We start from the raw sequence: 2,779 nt of genomic DNA, 5'->3' as shown, positions 1-2,779 counted from the left end.
CTCAGTTGTAGGATTATCTTCCTCACGGAATAGCACACGTGCGCCTAACAACTGCTGTCTTGCTACAAGTGAATTTAACCAGACGTTCAATGAATTTACGATTGTTTCAATTAAACGGCGGTTGCCTGGTTCATCAACCTTCTGGAAGATTGTCAGAATGATGGTATTACCTACCCACTGGAACATTCTTCTTACTGGAATGAATGCATCTTTAGGATCAGTATTACCAGGATAACAGCAGGTTCTGTTGCCCCAGAAAGTCCAGCCCTTAGTGAAATTCAGGAAGGTGATAATGCCCTGACCATTCAGATAGTTTGCTTCCTCATTGCCAAATACAACTTCAGAACCATCTTCAAGACATAAGCCTGTAATTGATGCATTCTTGTTTGAAGGAGAGCAATAAGGAACACCGCCGTAAGCATTATCAGTAACACCGATAACACCAGCTAGATGAACTGATGCATGATATAGTGTCTCTGTATTGCGAACCATTGGCCAACATAGGACCTGCTGAGTTAGAACAAGGTTATTATTCTTCTTCCACTCTGGAACAGATGAATACACCTGAACATCCTCATTTGCAGGAGCATCACATAAAGCCATTGCTCTAAAGTTACCGTTAACAATAACAGCCTTTGCAGCCATGATTGCAGCAACTTCAGGATCTGATGAAAAGCCAGGGGCAAGAATCAGAGTAGGAACCAATGAGAACTTAGGATAAACCTCATTCATCAGTTCTAAGCCTTTACGCTTACCTGTTGTTGAATCAATACCACCGATAATATCAGCCTTAGTTACAAGTGAAGCATCAATCTTATAACCGTTAACAGTGATTGAATCAGGTAGCTTGTAAGAAGAACCTTCTAGCAGAGAATTGATTACCAGATAACCATCCTCATCAAATGCAGTCTCATAATCAGTGCCTGCTACATAAGTACGAGTTTCACTCTCAACAGTAGCTGTAATAGCTAAACTCTCAGCAAGAATGCCTACGGTCTTAATGGTTACAGTGCCATCTTCCAGAGTATAGGTGTTTTCTGTTAATGCAGTCTTATGCTTTGAAGGATCTAAGACGTTAACAAAGATGCAAGGCACAATGCCATAGAAATTGAAGTTTGCATACATGAATTCACAAAGACCATGAGCAAATTTCTTATCACCCTTTGCATTGAATACCTGAGCTGCCTCAAAGCCAAAATACTTAACAGCTTCAGCATATGAATTGATTAGAACTGGTTCATTGATTTTTCTTGAACCTGTTGCAACCTGATTGATTGGTGCAGTGCCAACAACCAAAGGTAAAGCACTCTCTACTCTGACAGTAGGAATCAAAGAGGTTCCTGTCTCAGAAATATAAACACCATGCTTATAATTTGCCATTCTTATTCTCCTTTAATTAAAAGGGCCTTTTCGTAAGCACCATGTAATCTTGAGCCTACCTTGTTAACCTCTGAAAGAGCCTTAACATAGTCCTTTGTTGGAACTATTAACGTATTTAATTCTGGATGTTTTTCAACGAGAGCCTGAGCTATAGCGTCTAATCCGTCAGCAAATACCATATTGGCCTTGAAATAGCCTTTAGGGATTGAAGGGCCAACATAGATACGTGGCCATGTAACATCTTGAGTTGCTGTAGTAACAGCATCTGTTTTCTTTGCCATCTTGCTTATCCTCACTAGATAGATGAATCAAATTGACTTGAATAAATGTGCCAGTTGGTTGTTAGCACGATCATGAAAAAAGGTTGTTCCTGCTCAAATGGCATTGACCATTTCATTGAGCCTACGCGCTCATATTTCTGATCAAGCAGATTGTCTTTAAGCTGAGCTAAGCGCATTAGAATGCGTTGAGCTACATTTGAGGTATCATGGTAAGCATCTTCATCACGTGAAAAGGTTCCTACCACAATTTCTATAGTTAACTGTGTAATACCATTATCAACAGTAGCCTCACTGGGCCTTACTGTCACAAATGGATAATCTGCAGGAGTTGCAGCATCTTTATTTGGCAACCATCCGTCATGCACTGCAATTACATGCAATGCTTCAGGATCTTCTGCAAATTCAGGTGTATTTTCTTCAAATAAGCTACCTGGTATTCTTTCTGTCTGTCTTGGCGGTGCAGACAGTCTAAAATCTTCTACTGCCTTCTTGATGAACTCAATTAAGGCTTTATTACAATTCAAAGCAATCATTTAACATTTCCTTTCAGGAGAGCATCAACTTCATGACTTAAACGCTTTTCGAATGACTGTTGAGCATGTTCCTGAAGCTGAGGTAAGATTTTTTCAGAATTCAATAACTGTGGAACTGTAGGGCCAGTTTGTTTAATAATTGGCAAACGTTCATCTCCATCACGGCAAAATACATTCCCATTCCAGACAAAACCTTTATCTAACTTGATAGGCTTGCCCTTAATTATTTCAATCGTTACTGCTCTATAAGAAGAACCAGTTGTATCTCTTTTGGGATTAAACTTGTAACGGTTGAGAGGTAAACTTGCGGTATATGATCGGCTTTTTAACTCTGCTACCAGACTGTTTGGCTTTGCTCTGACCAAAGTCATTGTTTCATTGATGGTAGAAGCCTTTAGAGTATATTTTGTTCTTAAAGTGCGTGATGCCTCAGTCTTAGCAGAGCTGATTGCTCTGTTCATTGCCCTTGCAATTGCTTTAGGTATAGCCTGAGGCATAGCTTTAAGATAAGACGTCATATGGGCAATGGAATCTTCATCAAGACGAATAAAATCATTTCCCATATTACTGCTCCATCTGTTCAAG

4 protein-coding genes are annotated in these 2,779 nt (G+C 39.7%); all 4 read right to left on the bottom strand.

Going from position 1 to position 2,779, the window contains the following annotated elements:
* Positions 1–1,380: phage tail sheath family protein (locus tag ACJML3_RS09250; protein WP_406022605.1), on the bottom strand; the 1,380-nt coding region annotated here is incomplete at its 3' end.
* Between the two features lie 2 nt (positions 1,381–1,382).
* Positions 1,383–1,661 (bottom strand): hypothetical protein, encoded by a 279-nt coding sequence (locus tag ACJML3_RS09245; RefSeq protein WP_406022603.1) that lies wholly within the window; start codon positions 1,659–1,661, stop codon positions 1,383–1,385.
* A gap of 14 nt (positions 1,662–1,675) precedes the next feature.
* Positions 1,676–2,194 carry a hypothetical protein gene (locus ACJML3_RS09240; protein ID WP_406022601.1) on the bottom strand — a complete coding sequence of 173 codons (519 nt, stop codon included), beginning with the start codon at positions 2,192–2,194 and terminating at the stop codon, positions 1,676–1,678.
* Positions 2,191–2,779, bottom strand: a 589-nt coding sequence (locus ACJML3_RS09235) for a phage tail protein (RefSeq protein WP_406022599.1), incomplete at its 5' end; no start/stop codon positions are given. The genes ACJML3_RS09240 and ACJML3_RS09235, both read right to left, overlap by 4 nt.

The organism is Succinivibrio sp. (assembly GCF_045124615.1).
In the GTDB taxonomy this organism is placed as follows: Bacteria; Pseudomonadota; Gammaproteobacteria; order Enterobacterales; family Succinivibrionaceae; genus Succinivibrio; species Succinivibrio faecicola.
The sequence above is the reverse complement of the archived record's forward strand: the minus strand, read 5'-3'. Positions and strand labels throughout refer to the sequence as shown.

Excerpts from the sequence above, each read along its gene's own strand:
- ACJML3_RS09240 (WP_406022601.1), bottom strand. The coding sequence starts at position 2,194 with ATGATTGCTTTGAATTGTAATAAAGCCTTAATTGAGTTCATCAAGAAG.
- ACJML3_RS09245 (WP_406022603.1), bottom strand. The coding sequence starts at position 1,661 with ATGGCAAAGAAAACAGATGCTGTTACTACAGCAACTCAAGATGTTACA.